Origin of the sequence: Janthinobacterium lividum (assembly GCF_034424625.1) — a bacterium.
Taxonomy (GTDB): Bacteria; Pseudomonadota; Gammaproteobacteria; order Burkholderiales; family Burkholderiaceae_D; genus Janthinobacterium; species Janthinobacterium lividum.
Genome location: NZ_CP139976.1, coordinates 4,057,329 through 4,074,888 on the forward strand (window position 1 = coordinate 4,057,329; position 17,560 = coordinate 4,074,888).

Sequence of the window (17,560 nt, forward strand, 5' to 3'; positions counted from 1 at the left end):
AACGGCTTGCCGCTGCCTACATCGCCGCGAACGCCCGTTCGATATCGGCGATCAGATCCTGCGGATCTTCCAGTCCCACGTTCAGGCGCACCAGCTGGCCCGGCAACTGCCAGCCCTTGCGCATGGCCGCGATGCGGTACGGCATCACCAGGCTGTTTGCGCCGCCCCAGCTGTAGCCAATCTTGAACAACTGCAATGCATCGACGAAGCGGTCCGTCTGCGCCTCCGTGTAGCGGGCATCGAACAGCACGGAAAACAGGCCGCCCGCGCCCGTGAAGTCGCGCTGCCAGATGGCGTGGCCGGGGCAATCCTCGAAAGCCGGATGCAGCACCGTGGCGATCTCGCTGCGTCCCTTGAGCCAGGCGGCCACCGTGCGCGCGCCCGCATCGTGGGCGTCGAAGCGCAGTTTCATGGTGGGCAGGCCGCGCAGCAGCAGGTAGGCGTCATCCGCCCCCACGCCCATGCCCAGACGCATGTGCGCCTGCGCCAGGCGGTCGTGCAGCGCCCGCTCGCGCGTAATGAGCGCGCCCATCAGCACATCCGAGCCGCCCGACTGGTATTTCGTCAGCGCCTGCATGATGATGTCCACGCCCAGCTCAAAGCCGCGCAGGGCCAGGCCGGCCGACCAGGTGTTGTCCAACGCTACCAGCACGCCGCGCGCGTGGGCGGCCGCGCAGATGGCAGGCAAGTCCGGCACTTCCATCGTCACGGAACCGGGCGCTTCCGTCCAGATGAGCTTGGTATTCTCCTGGATCAAGGCGGCGATGCCGGCGCCGATGAGCGGATCGTAATAGCGGGCCGTGATGCCGAAGTCCTGCGACAGCCAGCGTCCCAGTTCGCGGTTCGGGTTGTAGATATTTTCCGGCAACAAGACGTCGTCGCCCATTTTCAGCAGGGCAAAGTCCGCCATGGCGATGGCCGCCAGACCCGACGGCGCCAGCAGGCAATATTTACCCCCTTCGATCTCGGCCAGCCGCGCTTCCAGGGTGAACGTGGTGGGCGTGCCGTGCAAGCCGTAGGTGTAGGCGTTCTTCTCTTTCCAGTCGCCCGAGCGCATGGCCGCCACATCCTTGAACAGCACGGTCGAGGCATGGTGGATGGCGTTGGGAAACGCAGCAAAGCCTTGCGGCGCCTGGTAATCGCTGTGGATCAGCGCGGTTTGCGGAGATTTGATTGTGGTCATGGCGTCGTCGGCAAAAACGTGGGCAGGTAAAAAAGTGGACCGCGCAGTGCGGCGCCACCTGGATTGTAAGGGCTTTACTCAAAAACCGCCGTACAACTGAGGCCAGGCGCATGGCGAACGGAAGAAGAAATCCGATAATGTCTCAACATTTATCATGTATTATTGACATGCTTTATTTTTAATATTATACATTTCAATCTGAAGGGATATCCCATGTTGAAAAATGCAGTGCTGGCTTGCGCCCTGGCTGCGGCCACGACGACGGCGCTGGCCGCTCCAGCCACGCCTTACCTAGTCAATTTTTCCTATACCGGTTTTTATGATGACTTGAACGGCGGTGCGTGGAACCCGAACTTGCGGCTGGCGGGGAGCTTTTTTGCCGACAATGCCAATGGCGACAATGTCCTCACCAAAAACGAAATATCCTACCTGGCGTTTGCCGGCACATTATATCTAGGTGATTGCAATAATGGCAATATTTATCTGCGCTGTGGCGTCGATATACTGGAATACTCGCTGGAGGGCGGATTGAAGATTTCAGCCTATTTCGTCGGCAGCTATCCCGACGAAACCTTTTTTTCAACCCTGAAGACGGGTGACTCCTTCAGCTACACCTACCAGCATCCTTATTTTCTACCTAACGGGCAGCATACTAGAGTACGCTGGTCGCCAGACACCAAGCTGACGATCGGTCCTGTACTGCTCCCCGTACCAGAGCCTGAAGCCTATGCCATGCTGCTGCTGGGTCTGACCGGTATCGGCTGGATGCAGCGCCGGCGCCGCGCCATTTAAAGCACGAAAAAAAAGGGACCTCCAACTGGCGATCCCTCCTATTCAGAACGGCGTCAACGCTGTATGTCAGACCAGGACAGCGTTACTCGGCCGCACCCCACAAGTCATGCGCGTCGGCCGACGTGATGGTCACGTCGACGAACTGGCCCACCGCCAGCTTGCGGTGCGGCTCGAAAGGCGGCTTCACATACACGACGCCGTCGATTTCCGGCGCGTCGGCGGACGAACGGCCCACGCCGCCGGAACGGGTGACTTCATCGATCAGCACGCGCACGGTCTTGCCGACCTTGGCTTGCAGGCGTTTTTTCGAGATTTCTTCCTGCAGCAGCATCACACGGCCGCGGCGCTCTTCGCGCAGCTCTTCCGGCACGGGGTTGTCGATGGCGTTGGCGGTCGCGCCTTCGACAGGCGAATAGGCGAAACAGCCGAGGCGGTCGATCTGCGCTTCCTTGAGGAAGTCCAGCAAGTACTCGAATTCCGCTTCCGTTTCGCCTGGGAAACCGGCGATGAAGGTCGAGCGGATCGTCAGGTCCGGATTGATGGCGCGCCAGGCCTGGATGCGGTCGAGGTTTTTCTCGCCGCTGGCCGGGCGCTTCATGCGCTTCAGTACGTCAGGATGCGCATGCTGCATCGGAATGTCGAGGTAAGGCAGGATGTGGCCGCCGCTCATCATCGGAATGATCTGGTCCACATGCGGGTATGGATACACATAGTGCAGGCGCACCCAGGCGCCGTAGGTCTTGGCCAGTTCGCCCAGCGCTTCCGTCAGCTGCGTCATGTGGGTTTTCACGGGACGGCCATTCCAGAAGCCGGAACGGAATTTCACATCCACGCCATACGCCGAGGTGTCTTGCGAAATGACCAGCAATTCCTTGACGCCGGCCTTGAACAGGTTTTCCGCTTCGATCATCAGTTCGCCGATCGGACGCGAGACGAGGTCGCCACGCATCGACGGGATGATGCAGAAGCTGCAGCGGTGGTTGCAGCCTTCGGAAATTTTCAGGTAGGCATAGTGCTTCGGCGTCAGCTTGACGCCTTGCGGCGGCACCAGGTCGAGGAATGGCGCATGCGGTTTCGGCAGGTGAAAGTGGACGGAATCCATCACTTCGGCCAGCGCGTGCGGGCCCGTGACGGACAGCACTTTCGGGTGCACCTTCATGATGATGTCGTCGCCGGCAGCATCTTTCTTGGCGCCCAGGCAACCGGTCACGATCACTTTGCCGTTTTCAGCCAGCGCTTCGCCGATGGCGTCGAGCGACTCTTGCACGGCAGCATCGATAAAACCGCAGGTGTTGACGATCACCAGATCGGCGCCAGCGTAGGATTTCGCCGTTTCGTAGCCTTCGGCGCGCAGTTGGGTCAGGATTTGTTCGGAGTCGACCAGCGCTTTCGGGCAGCCGAGCGAGACAAAGCCCACTTTCGGCGCCGCACCTGGCATGGCCTGCATGGCCTCGGGCTGGGCGGAAGGAACGGGAATACGGTGAATTTCAGACATAGTTGGCAGCTAGAAAATGGTGAGGCGAATCGGCTATTGTACCCCGAGCCGCCCCTTGCTGGCAGAACTATGCTGTTTTGATGACGCCAATACAACTACCAGGCGATCGAATCGCCCGGTGAGTGTATCGGATCGATTACTTTTTGTCGGTTGGAGGAACCGGCGGCACGAACGGGAAGGTGCCGAACAGATTCTTGCTCTGGCTCTGCATCTGTTCCTGCATCTGCACGAACAGGCTCTTGCTCTGGTCGATGTAGTTGTTCATCATGCCTTGCATCATCGGGCCCTGGACATTCATGAACTGGGTCCACATTTCCGGGCTGAATGGCTTGCCTTCGAAACTGCCGGCCGACGTGCCCGTGAATTTGTGCTGGATATCGGTGAACGCTTGCACGTTCTTTTCCAGGTAGGATCCCATCATGCCCTGCATGGCGTGGCCATAGTAGCGGATGATCTGCGACAGCACGCTGCTCGAGAACATGGGCGCGCCGTTTGCTTCCTCTTCCAAAATGATTTGCAACAAGATGCTGCGCGTCAAATCTTCATTGGACTTGGCATCGACGACGGTAAACACCTCATTGTCCAACACCAGCTGCTTGACGTCCGTCAAGGTGATGTAGGAACTGGTTTGCGTGTCATACAGACGGCGGTTGGGATATTTTTTAATCAGGCGGTCTATACTTTTTTTTGCACTACTCATCACAAGTTCCACTTATTGCGCCGCAGCGCATACTGAGTTAATCCGAAAAAAAAGCGAACGTGGGTCCGCTTTCGCACCTGCCTACGTTTTCCATTATAGAGTGGAAAACGGCTCCATTGCACATCAGGGTAGTAGATTCCCGCATTTATTGCAACGCAACTAAAAGTAGATTCTTGACAAGACCGGAGATTACGCCGGTCTTGCCAGGCCAGAAGCTTTTGTAAACTAGTCCGCCCTGACTTTAACATACCGCCCCGGCGCCGGCTCGATTGCCGAGTGGCGTTTGTTGCCCGGCTTGCCAGGCGCTTTCACCTGCGTGCCGCCGTGTTCGGCCAGGAAGGCCGCCCATTCAGGCCACCAGCTGCCCACGTGCTCGGTCGCGCCTTCCATCCACTGCTCGGCAGTCAAGGGCTTGGCTTTCGCCGTGCGTGGCTGGTCATTGCTCCAGTAACTGCGTTTTTTCTTCGAGGCAGGATTGATCACGCCGGCGATGTGGCCCGAAGCGCCGAGGATGAAGCGGTTGGCTTTCGGTTTTTTCGGGTTCAGCACGGCCGTACTGGCATACGCCGCGCCCCACGGCACGATATGGTCTTCGCGCGAACCGTAGATGAAAGCGGGCGCGTCGATGCTGCTCAAGTCGACCTTTTCCCCCGCAACCGTCAGCTTGCCCGGCACTTTCAGGCTGTTTTCCAGGTAAGTGTTGCGCAGATACCAGCAGAACATGGGGCCTGGCAAGCCCGTGCCATCGCCATTCCAGTACAGCAAGTCAAACGCGGGCGGCTCCTTGCCCTTCAGGTAATTCGACTGCACGTAGTTCCACACGAGGTCGTTCGGTCGCAGGCTGGAGAAAGTGCTGCCCAGGTCGCGACCCGACATCAGGCCGCCCTTGGCCAGGGTTTGCTCGCGCAGCGCCACTTGCGGCTCATCAATAAAGACGTCGAGCGCGCCCGCGTCGCAGAAATCGAGGAAGGTGGTCAACAGGGTCAGGCTGGCGGCCGGATTCTCGCCCCGCGCCTTGAGCACGGCCAGCGCCGTCGAGACAATGGTGCCGCCCACGCAAAAGCCGAACATATTGAGCTTGTCCTGGCCGCTGATTTCCTGCGCGACCTGGATGGCTTCGATCACGCCTTGCTCGACGTAATCGTCCCACGTCAGGTGCTGCATGCTCATGTCCGGATTGCGCCAGGACATCAGGAACACGGTATTGCCCTGCTCCACCGCATAGCGCACGAGCGAGTTTTCCGGCTGCAAGTCAAGGATATAGAATTTATTGATGCATGGCGGCACCATCAGCAGCGGCCGCTGGTGTACCGTGGGGGTGCTTGGCGTGTACTGGATCAGCTGGAACAAGGCATTTTCAAACACCACCGTGCCCGGCGTGGTGGCCACGTTGCGGCCCACTTCGAAGGCCGATTCGTCAGACTGCGAGATGCGGCCCTTGCCCATATCGGCCAGCATATTGCTCAAGCCCTTGGCCAGGCTTTCACCCTTGGTCTCGATCAGGGTTTGCTGGGCGTCGGGGTTGGTGGCAAGAAAATTGGCGGGCGACATGGCGTCGACGATTTGCTGCACGGCAAACGCAATCTTTTGCTTCTGGTGCGGCGTCGCTTCCACGGCATCGGCCATGGCGCTGAGAAACTCCGCGTTCAGCAAATAGGCGGCCGCATTGAAGGCCGACAGGGGACTGGCGTGCCAGGCAGGTGCTGAGAAACGGCGGTCTTTCAGCTCCGGCGCCTTGCCGGCCATAAAGTCAGCCCACAAGCCCGTCAGCTTGGCCACGTAGGCATTTTTCAGTTGCTCGATCGCTTCCGGCTTGATGCTGGCGCCCGCATCCTGCAAAATGCCGGCAATCGGATTGCCCTGGGGCTGCGGTACCATGTTGAACCACGTCTTCCACTGTTCAGGATTGCTGATCTGCGCCATCCATTCCTTGGTCATCATTTGAGGATCGGGCATGTTCATAGCTATATAAATCCATTCAAGAATTGATAAATAATTACTTCCGGGCCACCTGCATGCAAACTCTTACTGACTGCCAATACCAATGATGCTCATGACCGCTGTTGCCTGGATCTATGTCGTCGGCCTCATGGCGCTGACGGAACCGTCCATCGTCGCCGGGGTGATGACCTTCGTGCTGTACTGCGTCATCCCGCTGTCCATCCTATTCTATCTGACGGGCTCAAGGAGACGCAAACGCAAGGCGGCGCGCATCGCGGAACTGCATGCCCGCGCGCGGGCCTCAGCAGACGATAAAACAAAAACGGCAGACACATAAGTGTCTGCCGTGCAGATTATTTGCGCCAGATCAAGCTGGCCTGTCGTCCCGTGACGCCATCGCGCCGGTACGAGTAAAACTGCGCCGCATCGCTGACGGTGCAATATTCCCCGCCCGCCACTTGCGCCACGCCATCGCGCAGCAGCATGGTGCGCGCCAGCGCATAGATGTCGGCCAGGTACTTGTTCGGCTTGCCAGCGATGACGACGAAGGCGGAGCTCAATACTTGCCGCTCGACATCATCTCGCGCGCCGTCGCGGAACGCTTGCAACACGTCGTGTCCCACCTCGAATTGCTGTGGACCAATCGCCGGCCCCAGCCAGGCAAGGATATCCGTCGCGCCCTGCGCGCGCATGCTGTCCACCGTGCGCTGCAAGACGCCGTTGGCCAAGCCGCGCCAGCCCGCATGGGCCGCGCCGACCACCATACCATCCGTCGAGCAGAACAGCACCGGCAGGCAATCGGCCGTCATCACGACGCACACGGCGCCAAGCTGCGCTGCTACGCTGGCGTCGGCATCGGGCACGCAACCGTCCAGCTTCCCGGCATCGGCCACGGCCACGCCATGCACCTGCGACAGCCAGGCCGGCTGCGCTGGCAAGACGGTCGCCAACCGCGCGCGGTTGGCCAGCACGTGCGCAGGATCATCGCCCACGTGCGTGCCCAGGTTCAAGCCGCCACCGCCCTGCCCGTCACCATACGGACCCTGGCTGACGCCGCCCGCGCGCACGGTCGCCAGCGCGCCCACGTTCGCGGGCAAGCCTGGCCAATGGGGAGTGATATAAGGCAAGGCAGCCGTCATCAGACCTGTTCCGGCTCGGGAATGCCGGCGGTGGCGATCAGCTGAGCGAAATCATCGGCCAGCGGCACGATCCACTCGCACGCTTCCAGGGTGCCCGGATGCACGAGGCCCAGGCGACGCGCCTGCAGTGCCTGGCGCGAGAAGACGGACACCAGGTGCTGCTTGCCGTACACGTAGTCACCGACCAGCGCAAAACCCAGGTGCTGCATGTGCACGCGGATCTGGTGCGTGCGGCCTGTTTCCAGGCGGCATTGCATCAGGCTCACGGGACGGCGATCGAGTTCGCCGCTGCCGATCAATTCATAGTGCGTGATGGCAGGCTTGGCGGTGAAATTCTCCGAGACGGCCATCTTGACGCGGTCGCGCGGGTGGCGCGCGATGGAGGCATCGATGGTGCCCGCCATTTTCGGCGTGCCCCACACGAGCGCGAAATACTCGCGCTTGACGGTGCGCGCCTGCAACTGGCGCACCAGGTCCGTTTGCGAAGCGAGGGTCTTGCCGACGACCATCAGGCCGCTCGTATCCTTGTCCAGACGGTGCACGATGCCGGCGCGCGGCACGCCCGCCAGCTGCGGACAGTGGTGCAGCAAGCCGTTGAGCAAGGTGCCCGACCAGTTGCCGGGACCCGGATGGACGACCAGTCCGGCCGGTTTGTTGATGACGATGATATGCTCATCTTCGTGCACGATGTTCAATTCCATCGCTTCCGGCTTAAAAGCCTCGTCTTCCGGCGCGCTTTGCGGCAGAATGACGATCTTCTCGTCGCCATAGGCGGTCATGTTGCGTTTGGCAACTTTTCCATCGACGGTCACGAAACCGGCTTCCAGCCACAATTGCAAGCGGCTGCGCGAGTATTGCGGCACCAGCTGGGCGATGACTTTATCGAGGCGGTGGCCGCAGGCGTCCGGCGTCAGTTCCAATGTAATCGGGGCCATTTCCTCGAAGACGTCGTCGGCGGCAAAATCGCCGTCAAACGCCTCTTCGGCAGCATGGTCAGAAAGGGAGTCAAACGCGGGGTCAGCCAAATTAGGCTTCGGAGTTAATATCACAGCATTCCCATCGGCTATAATCAGCCTATTGTAAAATCTTGGTTAAAACCTTCTTGCAAAACGTCATGCAAAAAAAATTATCGTTGGTAGTCGCTTCAGTCGTTCTGCTCGGCATGTCCGCTTGCAGCTTGTTGCCTGAAAAAGTGGATGAGACCAAAAACTGGTCCGTTACGAAATTATACTCGGAGGCGCGTGAAGAAATGGCCGGGCAGCACTATGAAGCTGCAATCGGCCTGTTCCAGAAGCTGGAGGCTAACTATCCTTTCGGCAACTATGCTCTGCAAGCGCAGATGGAGATCGCTTACGCGTATTATAAGTCGGGAGACCAGGCGCAGGCGCTGGCTGCCGTCGAACGCTTCATCAAGTTGCATCCGAACCACGCCAATGTAGACTATATGTACTACTTGCGTGGTCTGATCAGCTTTAACGACCAGATCAGCTTCCTGAACTTCCTGTACGAGCAAGATCCGACCGAGCGCGACCCGAAAGCTACGCGCGAAGCGTTTGCGGCCTTCAAGCAACTGGTCGACAAGTTCCCAAATAGCAAATATGCGCCCGATTCGCTGGCGCGCATGAACTATTTGATCGATGCGATGGCGAAATACGAAGTGCACGTGGCGCGCTATTATTTCCGCCGCGGCGCCTACCTGGCCGCCGCCAACCGCGCGCAAACGACGGTCAGCGACTTCCGTGCCTCGCCGGCCATCGAAGAAGCGCTGTTCATCATGTACCGCTCGTATGACAAGCTGGGCTTGACCGACTTGCGCGACGATGCCTTGCGCGTGCTGACCAAGAACTACCCGAACACGGCATTCCTCAGCCCGGAAGGGGTGAACAAGGAACGCAAGTGGTGGAAATTCTGGCAGTAAGCTGCAATAAAAAACCGGGCTAGCCCGGTTTTTTTACTTATTCGCCAACCTTGCGCCGGAACACCCAGCTCGTATCGTTCGACGCTTCCGGCACGAAACCATAGCCATCGACATCGAATTGCTTCAGCTGCTGCGGGTCGCGGATCTGGTTGACTGCCGCATAGCGGGCCAACATGCCGCGCGCGCGCTTGGCGTAGAACGAGATGATTTTATACTTGCCGTTCTTCCAGTCCTCGAACACGGGCGCGATGACGGGCACGTCCAGCTGGCGCGGCTTGACGGATTTGAAATATTCTTCAGAAGCAAGATTTACCAGCACCTTGGCGCCCTGCTCTTTTGCCGTGCGGTTCAGGCCGTTGGTGATGGTGTCGCCCCAGAACGCATACAAATCCTTGCCGCGCGTGGTCGACAAACGCGTGCCCATTTCCAGGCGGTGCGGGTGAATCAGGTCGAGCGGGCGCAGCAAGCCGTACAGGCCCGATAAAATGCGCACGCGCGACTGGGCATAGTCGAGCTGGGCCGGCTGCAGGCTGCGGGCCTCGAAACCGGCATACACGTCGCCATTGAAAGCCATGATGGCCTGGCGCGCTTCCGCCAGCTTGGGCGTCCAGGAAGCGTAGCGGGCCACATTCAAGGCGGACAAGGCGTCGGAAATGCCCATCAGGCTGCCCACTTCGGCAGGCGAGAACTGGCGCATGCGCTCGATCAGCTGGGCGGAATGGTCGAGAAAATCGGGGGTGCTGTGCAACGAGGTTGTTGGCGGCGTCTCCAGGTCGAGACTCTTGGCGGGCGAAAGCACGATCAACATAAATTATCACTACAGAATAGAATTGCCGACATGATACCTGCTCCACAAAAACTCGTCCTCGACACCAACGTTTGCCTCGACCTGTTCGTCTTCAACGACCCGCGCTGGGCGCCCCTGCTGGCGGCCATGGAAAGCGGCGCCGTGCACGCCATCACGCGCGAAGATTGCCGCGCGGAATATCTGGTCGTGTTGCATTACAAACATCTGCCGCTCGACGAAGCCAGCCGCGCCGTCGCCGCCGCCCGCTTCGACGCGCATATCAGCGTGGTGGCGCCGCCCGTCTCCGGCGTGCGCCTGCCCGTCTGCACGGACAAGGATGACCAGAAATTCCTCGAACTGGCGCGCGACGCCAACGCCGACATCCTCATCACCAAGGACAAGGCCCTGCTGAAACTGGCCCGCAAGACGGCCAAGGCCGGCATGTTCAAGATCATGGTGCCGGAAGGCTGGGAATTGCCAGGCTGAGGCGCCAAAGCCCCACACGCAACGGGGCGCGCTGCGCTAGAATGGGAAACGATTCCACTTTCCGCACCGCGACCCTACCGTTCATGAACAGCCCGTCCCTGCCCTACCCGACTCCCGCCCTGACCACCCGCCTGCCTCTCGTGGGCACCACCGTGTTTACCCGCATGTCCAGCCTGGCGGCCCAGCATGGCGCCGTCAACCTGGGCCAGGGCTTTCCCGATTTCGATTGCGCCCCAGAACTGGTCGATCTCGTCAGCGACGCCATGCGCGCCGGCCACAACCAGTATCCGATGATGACGGGCGCCGCCCCCCTGCGCGAAGCCATTGCCGCGAAGATCGCCAGCCTGTACGGCCACAGCTATGACGCAGGCACGGAAATCACCGTCACGGCCGGCGCCACGCAGGCGCTCACCACGGCCATCCTGTGCTGCGTGCACCCGGGCGACGAAGTCATCGTCATCGAACCGGCCTACGACAGCTATCTGCCCGCCATCGCACTGGCCGGCGGCGTGCCCGTGCTGGTGTCCATGGAAGTGGGAGAGTCCGGCTACAGCGTGCCGTGGGACAAGCTGGCCGCCGCCGTCAGCAGCAAGACGCGCTTGATCATCATCAATACGCCGCATAACCCGACGGGCACCATCCTGCGCCCTGCCGATGTGGCCGCGCTGGCCGACATCGTGCGCGGCACGCAAATTTTGATCCTGTCCGACGAAGTGTATGAGCACATGGTGTACGACGGCGTGCCGCATGCGTCGCTCTCGCGCAACCCGGAACTGGCGGCGCGCAGCTTCATCGTTTCCAGCTTTGGCAAGACGTATCACGTGACGGGCTGGAAGGTCGGCTATGTGGCGGCCCCGGCCGCCTTGACGGCGGAATTTCGCAAGGTGCACCAGTACAACGTCTTTACCGTCAACACGCCGATGCAGCACGGCCTGGCCGCCTACATGGCGGACCCGCAACCGTACCTGGACTTGCCCGCGTTTTACCAGCACAAGCGCGACCTGTTCCGCGACGGCCTGGCGGGCAGCCGCTTTACCCTGCTGCCGGCCGACGGCACGTATTTCCAGTGCGTGCGCTACGATGCTATTTCGCAAGAGACCGAAGCGCAGTTCGCCGAATGGCTGACGGCGGAAATCAAGGTGGCCGCCATTCCCGTGTCCGCGTTTTATGCGCAGGGCAAGGAATCGGGCATCGTGCGCTTCTGCTTTGCCAAGAAAGACGAGACCTTGCGCCTGGCGCTGGAGCGCCTGCGCAGCATTTAATGTAAATACGGCACTGCTGCGCTGCGGCGCAGAGAATGACTGAGGAACAACAACATGGTACAGCGTCGCATCGGCCCGGCCGACCTGGTTCCCGGCGAACCCCTGCCCTGGGATCTGTTTCTCGCGGACCATAGTGCCGGCCCGCAACTGCGCAAGGGGCAAATCATCACGGATGGCGCACAGCTGGGGCGGCTAATGCAGCTGGGTCTGTATGTGGGCACGCCGGATCAGCCTTCCGTCTTGCGGCTGCTCAACGAGGCGGCGCAGCGCCTGGAACGCTTGCTGTTGGCCTTACGCAGCGAAAACAATGCCGAGCGCGACGTGCGCGACATCGCCCGCGAACTGCTGCGCGCGCTGGAACACGATGCCGATATCGCCCTGGCCAGCATCCTGCTCAACCAGATCGCCGGCAGCTACGCCGTGCGCCACTGCATCGAAACGGCCTTGCTGGCCATGCTGGTGGGCCGCAGCATGCACAAGTCCCACGATGAACTGCTGTTGATCGGCGCGGCCGCGCTGACGATGAACGTGGGCATGCTGCGCCACCACGACAGTTTCCAGGACCGGCGCGGCCCCCTGAATGACGACGAAATGCGCATCGTGCGCCAGCACCCGCAGGAAAGCGCGGAATTGCTGCGCTGCGCGGGCGTCGATGACGAGGAATGGCTGAGCTGCGTGCTCCTGCACCACGAAAACGACGATGGCAGCGGCTACCCGCAAGGGCGCACGGCCGATGAAATCCTGCAAAATGCCAAGCTGATCGGCCTGGCCGACCGCTATTGCGCCCGCGTCTCGGCGCGCAACTACCGCCGCTCCATCGTGCCCGACCAAGCGCTGCAGCATATCTTCCTCGACCAGGGCGTGCCCATCGACGCGCTGCTGGGCGAACAGTTCGTCAACCTGCTGGGCAAATATCCGCCCGGAACCCTGGTGCGGCTGCGCAGCGGCGAGCTGGGAGTGGTGACGCAACGGGGCGCCGGCCACGTGCATCCGCTCAGCGACCCGCTGGGCGCGCCGCTGGCCCCCGCCGAGCTGGCACAACTGTCTCCCCGCGACACGGCCGACAGCCGCTACGCCATCGTGTCATCACTGCACGAGGACGATGCCGGCCTGCATTTCAGCATGCGGCATGTGTGGGGGGACGAGGCGAGGTTATAGGCTGGCCGGGCAACGCCGGGCGCCAGGCACGGGGCACTTCACGGTTTCGGCGGGCGGATGCCCGTGTACTGTGCGCTGACCAGCAGCCATTGCTTGTCGACAAGCCGAGCGACATAACCGGCGCGCAGGGCGAAGCTGCGGGCGGCCCCATCCTGGTTGAGACGGTAGGACAGGCGCGCCGAGATGAGTGCCGTATCGCCAAACAGGCGCACCACCGGTTCATCGACCTGGAGCTGGGGACTCGGCCGCTTCTGCTCCGGCGCATAGAAGGCGAGCATTTTTTCACGCCCGTCCACCTCGCCTACCGGCGATATTTCCACATAATTCTCCGCCGTGATGGCGTTCAAGGCCACTTGATCAAAGTTACTCTGCGCCTGCGCATGGCGCTGCACCAAGGCGACCAGTTCGGCATCGGCGGGAGCCGCGTGCGCGCTGCCGATCACGCCCAAGGCGCCCAGCAAACAAGTGGAGAGGACATGTGGAAGGGTCAATTTCATGCGTATTCATCCTGATCGAGGTCATTGAGAAGCATCCGTTGCCTGCCGCGGCAATATCGGACACTCGCTGGCGGGCGGCGCATCGCGAGAAAGCCCACCGTATGCTATCCCCTTGCCCTTTTCTCGCGCCGGCCATTGCGACAAAGCGCTTGAATAGGGGGTTGAAACGCCATTTCGCCGGCCCGGGATGCGCATGGCGATGCCTTCAGATACGCCCGCAAACCATGCCTCAGTTCGCGCCCGCAGGAGCGTCCAGCAACTTCTGTTGCAGATCAAGGTTAAGCGCCCACTGCTCTTCCACCGGAATGGCGCGCCGCGAGCTGGTCTTGAGGGAACCTTCTTGCGTCCACAGAAACGGATAAAAATTCAGGCAAAGGTCGCCGGGCAAGGGCAATTCGTCAAATTCCTGCGCATCGCCGGTCTGCCGGCCGTAAAACTGCCGCAACTGGCGAGTAAAAGCCCATTCGACGAACGCCGTGTAGCCGATCTCCAGCGCTTCCCACGCCAGGGTCTCGGGGGCGAGGTAATACAGCTTGCCCTGGTCGGCCCCGAGCGCGCCGCCGTTGATGGCAAAAAAGCCGCCGAGCACGTCATCGGCCACCAACAGAAAGCCCTCGGCCTTTCCTTCGTTCCACGTAACAATGTTCCGGCCCAGCTTGTCATGGCCGGACCCCAATATCCGTAGCCAGCCGTCATCCACCAGGATGCCGCCGGTTTCATAGGCGATCGCGCCGAGGGGTGAACGCGTGGTGACTTGCAGGCTCAGCAGCACATCTTCCCTGCCGGCCGAGGGAGGCAGCAATTCCACCGGGATGTCGGCCTCGCTGGCCCATTGCCTGATCAGCGGAAACGCCGGGTCTTCACTATCCAATAATTCATTCAATGTACGCATGTCAGCTGACCTTATCGATGACCGCTTCCGGCGGTCGGAGTATGCATGGCGACGCTGGCACTGTCTGGCGGGCGGCGCCCTGCACCCTTCATTTTGCGGACGTCAAATACGCCCGCAATCCATGCGTGAGCACGAAAGGAAACACGCTCGCGTGATCTTCATCCGCGAAGACGCGCAAGCGCGTCTTCAGGCCGGGGAACTTGCGCGATGTCAACTTCCCGTCGAACTCGCGCAAGTCGGCCACCATGTCAGCGTCCTCTTCCGAACGCGAACGCTTCTTGCCCGCCGCCAGTTTTTCCAGGCCGCCGATGCCAAAGAACACGGACGCGGGCAAGTCCTTGTGGCTGGCGGCATACGCCTGTTCGCGGTCGAACATGACGCCGGCGTCGTACCACAGCGACGGACTGCCGAGAATGTAGTGCTCGAAAGTGCGCGGTTCCGTCAGCAGGAATTGCAGGCCCAGCAGGCTGCCGTAGGAATGGCCGATAAACACCTTGCGCTGCATGTTGACGCGATACTGTTGCGCAATAAACGGAAACACTTCGCCCGAGATGAACTGGCCATACGCCTTCGCTTCGCCGAACGCCGGTTGCCGCCCCGGCATGTCCGAGCGGTAATCATGCTTGCGCGGCGTGGTGGGCGTGTAATCGCGGCGGCGGCTGTACACCCCGCCATCGCCGTTGGCGTACGACAAGCCGACCACGATGACTTCTTCCATCCCCGCATGCTTGTTCAGGCGCTGCGCGATATTGCGCACGATGGCAAACGAATAATTGGCATCGACGACAAACAGCACCGGATAGCGTTTATTCCCCTGCCGATAGGAATCGGGCAAGGCGACATACAGCTGATAATCGCGCTTCAGAGCTTGCGCACGGATATCGCGCACTTCCGTATTGTCCAGAACGTAGCTGGCAGGCGCGCTGGCGGGCGCGGCAAGTGCGCTGTTGCACAGGCAGCAGAACGCAAAGAGCAGGCTAAAAGATTTCAAATGGGCTTCCTTCCTTATCACAGTAAGCATGCGACAGCCACATGAATGTCGCAGGGAATTTCGCAGGCGAGGTCGGCAACAATACCGTCAAAACTCGCCCGGCATGACCAGGTCTTGCGGTAACGAAACAGGCACGGTCGCCAGCAACGCCGGTGGGATACATTGTGCGGCTTGCCGCTCATCTTCCGCCAGGCATTGATAGTTGACGATGAAATGCGCGACATGGCTCAGATACTGCTCGATCAGATGACGATACGGTTCACTGACACGTTCCGGCTTCAATGCCAGCAGCACCCCGTATGCGCGCTGAAGGAAGATTGGGATCATGTAATAGTTCTTGCTCAAGAAAAGTCCCGTTACCTGATTGACGTAGCCCACCAAGGCATAAGTCGGACTGGCCATGCGATAACACTGATCCGGGCAAAGGCGCGGCGAATTGATATGCTCCTGGTATCGCTTGATTTCCTGACGGGCGTCTTTCGCACCTTCGCGTTCATTTCGCACGGCGTTTCCTTTCATGCCTGTTCATGAGCAATATCTGCGACATGCAGGGGATGAAACGAGATAAGGTCGCCGTATCTGGCCGCCGGATGCTGCGGATCATTCTCGATGGTGCCGGTGTACCAGCCTTCCCCTTCATCGATACCCGTCACTAGCACCCACATTCTTTCGCACTGGCCATCTTCGCGCGCACCATCTTCGGCGGCGAAGCGAAAAACCAGTCTCACGCACGAACCGATAGCCAGTTGCTCGCGCACTTCCACAGGCGGAGGCTTGATATCTGTCAAATACTGGGCAAGCCAGATGGCGTCTTCCAGGTAATAGCCATGCTCCGAAAACGAGGGAAACGGATTGTCCTTGAAACGCTCCCAGCTTCCTGCGCCTGCATTCCATTGCGCGCTCCAGCCATAGGGCAAGTCATGCAGGCGCGGCAGCACATCATCGCGACCTATCATGTATGCCAGACTGACGATTTTGACGGAGCTCGATACTGTTGCGCCTGGCGCGCCGTGAAATTGCCAATCCCCTTCGTAATCATGGGACACATGCACGACGGGAGCACCATTCAATACCTCCGTGGTCGTGAAGCAGGCAGTATTGGGGGCATCGGAGAATTTCCAGGCAGTGGTCATCTTGTTTGCGGGATCATCCGCCTCAGTCATGTGCTACAGATCCATCCCCCCAGCCTGCGATGTCGCTTGCGGGGGAGATGTAAGTGGTGCGCTCGGCTAGCGCTTACTTGGTGCCAACCGCCGTCAGCTGCACCAGCTTGCGCTCGACAAACGCCTGCAACTGGGGAGATAAAGTTTGCAAGCCCTTGGCGCGCTCGAACGCTTGGCGCGCCTGGGCCGGGTGGTTATCGGCTTGCAAGGCGATGCCGAGCCCCATCCACCAGACGCTGTTGTCGGGCGCCGTCTGCAGGGCCTGCTGGTAGTGCTCGGACGCTTCGCGGTAACGCTGTTCGCGCTGCAGCACGCCGGCCAGGAAGGCATGGTATTCGCCGCTGTCGCTGGCGTACGGCAGGCTGCGCATCAGGGTGTCGAGGGCCGCCGCGCCGCCGTTGGTCTTGTCCAGCTGCAAACGGGACAGCATCATCGCTTGCGCCGGCTGTTTCGGGTCGAGCGCCAGGCTCAGCTGCAGCTGGCGGGCCGCCTCGTCCGGGCGCTGCGCTTCGAGCAGCAGGCGCACCAGGGTTTCGCGCGCGCCCTGGTGGCGCGGGTCCATCTGCAGGGTCTGCTGCAAGGCCAGCATGGCGTCGGAAACGCGGCCATCCTGCAACTGGGCCAGCGCGCGCCGGTATTCATTTTCCACGCGCTGCTGCGCGGTGACTTGCTTGCCGTCGATGATGCGTTCGCTGGCAGCGGGCAATGCCGTCTTCACCATGGGTGCGGCGGCGGGCTTGGCGGCTTTTTCCACGACGCGGCGCAATTCGGCGGGCCTCGCCTTGCTCGGCGCGGGGGCGGCTTCCTCGGCCTGGAATACGGGTTCCGGTTCCGCCGCTGCGACGGGAGCGGGCGCGGGAACAACGGCGGCAGGCGCCGGGGCCGGCACGGGAGCCGACACAGGAGCCAAAACAGGCGTGCTGGCCACGCTGACCAGCACGGGCGGCACGGCCGGACGCTTCAGGTAAACCCAGCCCAGGGCGATGGCGGCGGCCGTCAGGCCGGCAGCGCCGCCGAAGACCAGCGCGCGCGAAACGCCCCGCTCGCGTTCGGGCACGGAGCGGATGCCGGCCGCGTCGCCGCGTCCATCGGGAGTGCCGCGGGCATCGAGGTCTTGCAACATCTTGTTAATCAGGCTCATCTACAGGCTCATCTT

The 17,560-nt window shown here is 60.9% G+C and carries 19 protein-coding genes; 6 read left to right on the forward strand and 13 right to left on the reverse strand.

All coding sequences use genetic code 11. The annotated features are described in order from the left end of the window. Positions 1-16: 16 nt before the first annotated feature. Positions 17-1,183, reverse strand: a complete 1,167-nt coding sequence (locus U0004_RS18355; protein ID WP_070256842.1) for a cystathionine beta-lyase — start codon at positions 1,181-1,183, stop codon at positions 17-19. A gap of 213 nt (positions 1,184-1,396) precedes the next feature. Between U0004_RS18355 and U0004_RS18360 the strand changes: the two genes are divergently transcribed. Then, positions 1,397-1,975: a PEP-CTERM sorting domain-containing protein gene (locus tag U0004_RS18360; protein WP_070256840.1), complete on the forward strand. Its 579-nt coding sequence runs from the start codon at positions 1,397-1,399 to the stop codon at positions 1,973-1,975. An 82-nt stretch (positions 1,976-2,057) separates the two neighbouring features. Here the strand turns inward: U0004_RS18360 and rimO are convergent, their stop codons facing one another. The 3 genes from rimO to phaC form a co-directional block, all read right to left on the reverse strand. Continuing rightward, a complete protein-coding gene (gene rimO / locus U0004_RS18365; RefSeq protein WP_115057526.1) occupies positions 2,058-3,413 on the reverse strand; it encodes a 30S ribosomal protein S12 methylthiotransferase RimO in 1,356 nt (451 codons plus the stop codon). A gap of 193 nt (positions 3,414-3,606) precedes the next feature. After that, a complete protein-coding gene (gene phaR / locus U0004_RS18370) occupies positions 3,607-4,170 on the reverse strand; it encodes a polyhydroxyalkanoate synthesis repressor PhaR (protein ID WP_010399000.1) in 564 nt (187 codons plus the stop codon). A 225-nt stretch (positions 4,171-4,395) separates the two neighbouring features. Further along, the gene (gene phaC / locus U0004_RS18375; RefSeq protein WP_070256835.1) at positions 4,396-6,132 is read right to left on the reverse strand and encodes a class I poly(R)-hydroxyalkanoic acid synthase; all 1,737 of its coding nucleotides are present in this window, start codon (positions 6,130-6,132) and stop codon (positions 4,396-4,398) included. A 91-nt stretch (positions 6,133-6,223) separates the two neighbouring features. Between phaC and U0004_RS18380 the strand changes: the two genes are divergently transcribed. Further along, positions 6,224-6,448 carry a hypothetical protein gene (locus U0004_RS18380; protein ID WP_231958111.1) on the forward strand — a complete coding sequence of 75 codons (225 nt, stop codon included), beginning with the start codon at positions 6,224-6,226 and terminating at the stop codon, positions 6,446-6,448. A gap of 16 nt (positions 6,449-6,464) precedes the next feature. Here the strand turns inward: U0004_RS18380 and pgeF are convergent, their stop codons facing one another. Together pgeF and U0004_RS18390 are read right to left on the reverse strand one after the other, a co-directional pair. Beyond that, complete coding sequence (gene pgeF, locus U0004_RS18385) at positions 6,465-7,250, reverse strand: peptidoglycan editing factor PgeF (protein WP_070256833.1); 786 nt, start codon at positions 7,248-7,250, stop codon at positions 6,465-6,467. Further along, entirely contained in the window at positions 7,250-8,275 is a 1,026-nt protein-coding gene (locus tag U0004_RS18390) for an RluA family pseudouridine synthase (RefSeq protein WP_034781141.1), read from the reverse strand. The genes pgeF and U0004_RS18390 overlap by 1 nt, the downstream gene beginning before the upstream one ends. An 89-nt stretch (positions 8,276-8,364) precedes the next feature. Here U0004_RS18390 and U0004_RS18395 point away from each other — a divergent pair, with 89 nt between their 5' ends. Continuing rightward, on the forward strand, positions 8,365-9,168 hold the full coding sequence (locus tag U0004_RS18395; RefSeq protein ID WP_034781139.1) for an outer membrane protein assembly factor BamD: 804 nt from the start codon (positions 8,365-8,367) through the stop codon (positions 9,166-9,168). A gap of 37 nt (positions 9,169-9,205) precedes the next feature. Here U0004_RS18395 and yaaA read toward each other — a convergent pair whose 3' ends face one another. After that, the gene (gene yaaA, locus U0004_RS18400; RefSeq protein ID WP_070256831.1) at positions 9,206-9,976 is read right to left on the reverse strand and encodes a peroxide stress protein YaaA; all 771 of its coding nucleotides are present in this window, start codon (positions 9,974-9,976) and stop codon (positions 9,206-9,208) included. A 30-nt stretch (positions 9,977-10,006) separates the two neighbouring features. On the opposite strand from yaaA, the gene U0004_RS18405 reads away from it, so the two are divergent. From U0004_RS18405 to U0004_RS18415, 3 genes are all read left to right on the forward strand, one after another. Next, on the forward strand, positions 10,007-10,441 hold the full coding sequence (locus U0004_RS18405) for a putative toxin-antitoxin system toxin component, PIN family (protein WP_070256829.1): 435 nt from the start codon (positions 10,007-10,009) through the stop codon (positions 10,439-10,441). A gap of 83 nt (positions 10,442-10,524) precedes the next feature. After that, positions 10,525-11,703 carry a pyridoxal phosphate-dependent aminotransferase gene (locus tag U0004_RS18410; RefSeq protein ID WP_070256826.1) on the forward strand — a complete coding sequence of 393 codons (1,179 nt, stop codon included), beginning with the start codon at positions 10,525-10,527 and terminating at the stop codon, positions 11,701-11,703. A 54-nt stretch (positions 11,704-11,757) separates the two neighbouring features. Beyond that, positions 11,758-12,861, forward strand: coding sequence for an HD-GYP domain-containing protein (locus U0004_RS18415; protein ID WP_034781130.1), 1,104 nt, complete (start codon positions 11,758-11,760; stop codon positions 12,859-12,861). Between the two features lie 38 nt (positions 12,862-12,899). On the opposite strand, the gene U0004_RS18420 is transcribed toward U0004_RS18415, so the two are convergent. The 6 genes from U0004_RS18420 to U0004_RS18445 all read right to left on the reverse strand — a co-directional run bounded on the left by U0004_RS18420 (position 12,900) and on the right by U0004_RS18445 (position 17,545). Further along, positions 12,900-13,358 (reverse strand): nuclear transport factor 2 family protein, encoded by a 459-nt coding sequence (locus U0004_RS18420; RefSeq protein ID WP_081345643.1) that lies wholly within the window; start codon positions 13,356-13,358, stop codon positions 12,900-12,902. A gap of 229 nt (positions 13,359-13,587) precedes the next feature. After that, on the reverse strand, positions 13,588-14,250 hold the full coding sequence (locus tag U0004_RS18425; protein ID WP_070256821.1) for a DUF2625 family protein: 663 nt from the start codon (positions 14,248-14,250) through the stop codon (positions 13,588-13,590). 88 nt (positions 14,251-14,338) lie between these two features. After that, positions 14,339-15,241, reverse strand: a complete 903-nt coding sequence (locus tag U0004_RS18430; protein WP_231958108.1) for an alpha/beta hydrolase — start codon at positions 15,239-15,241, stop codon at positions 14,339-14,341. Between the two features lie 87 nt (positions 15,242-15,328). Further along, on the reverse strand, positions 15,329-15,760 hold the full coding sequence (locus tag U0004_RS18435) for a hypothetical protein (protein WP_070256816.1): 432 nt from the start codon (positions 15,758-15,760) through the stop codon (positions 15,329-15,331). Further along, entirely contained in the window at positions 15,757-16,404 is a 648-nt protein-coding gene (locus U0004_RS18440) for a hypothetical protein (protein WP_070256815.1), read from the reverse strand. Before U0004_RS18440 ends, U0004_RS18435 begins: the two co-directional genes overlap by 4 nt. A 73-nt stretch (positions 16,405-16,477) precedes the next feature. Then, on the reverse strand, positions 16,478-17,545 hold the full coding sequence (locus U0004_RS18445; RefSeq protein ID WP_070256813.1) for a tetratricopeptide repeat protein: 1,068 nt from the start codon (positions 17,543-17,545) through the stop codon (positions 16,478-16,480). Between the last annotated feature and the right edge of the window lie 15 nt (positions 17,546-17,560).